Here is a 515-nt window from a genome sequence, read left to right on the forward strand (position 1 = left end):
CTGTGTTTAGAAAGAATCAGATAAAATTCTTCATCACCTTACAACCATAACAGGACATTTGGCGTGATGCATGACCTTGAATGACACACTGCCAACTAGCAATTCTTTAAAAACACTCATTCCTCTACTACCCATCATAATTAGATCATAATCATTTTTGTTTGCAGTATCAATAATTACCTGAGAGTAGTCTCCAATCTTCAACAGTGTTTCTACAAGAATGCCATGTTCTAGGNTCAATTAGTTCAAACGTAGTGGCACTATCTCCACCATAAGTAGAATCAAGTACAACATGAATCACATCTAGTTTTGAATTACATTTTTGTGCTAAGAAGATCGACTTTTCAAACGCCTTTTTTGCAGATTCGGAACCATCCACTGCAACTAGAATTTTTGAGAACAATGTATTATTACACAATTGCGGCTAATATTGATGACGTTCTAGAAATGACCTTGTGTCATGAGAAAAATCATGTAATTCACAACAAATTACGCCTAGAACAAAAATTAGACAG

General features: G+C 34.8%; 1 protein-coding gene and 1 pseudogene. Both read right to left on the reverse strand.

Going from position 1 to position 515, the window contains the following annotated elements:
- Positions 1-33 precede the first annotated feature (33 nt).
- Positions 34-222: a universal stress protein gene (locus DYY66_RS15720; protein ID WP_394352545.1), complete on the reverse strand. Its 189-nt coding sequence runs from the start codon at positions 220-222 to the stop codon at positions 34-36.
- Between the two features lie 14 nt (positions 223-236).
- Positions 237-418: pseudogene (locus DYY66_RS15725) on the reverse strand (universal stress protein); the annotation flags it as partial.
- Positions 419-515 lie beyond the last annotated feature (97 nt).

This window comes from Candidatus Nitrosotalea sp. FS, from assembly GCF_011319475.1.
Classification (GTDB): Archaea; Thermoproteota; Nitrososphaeria; order Nitrososphaerales; family Nitrosopumilaceae; genus Nitrosotalea.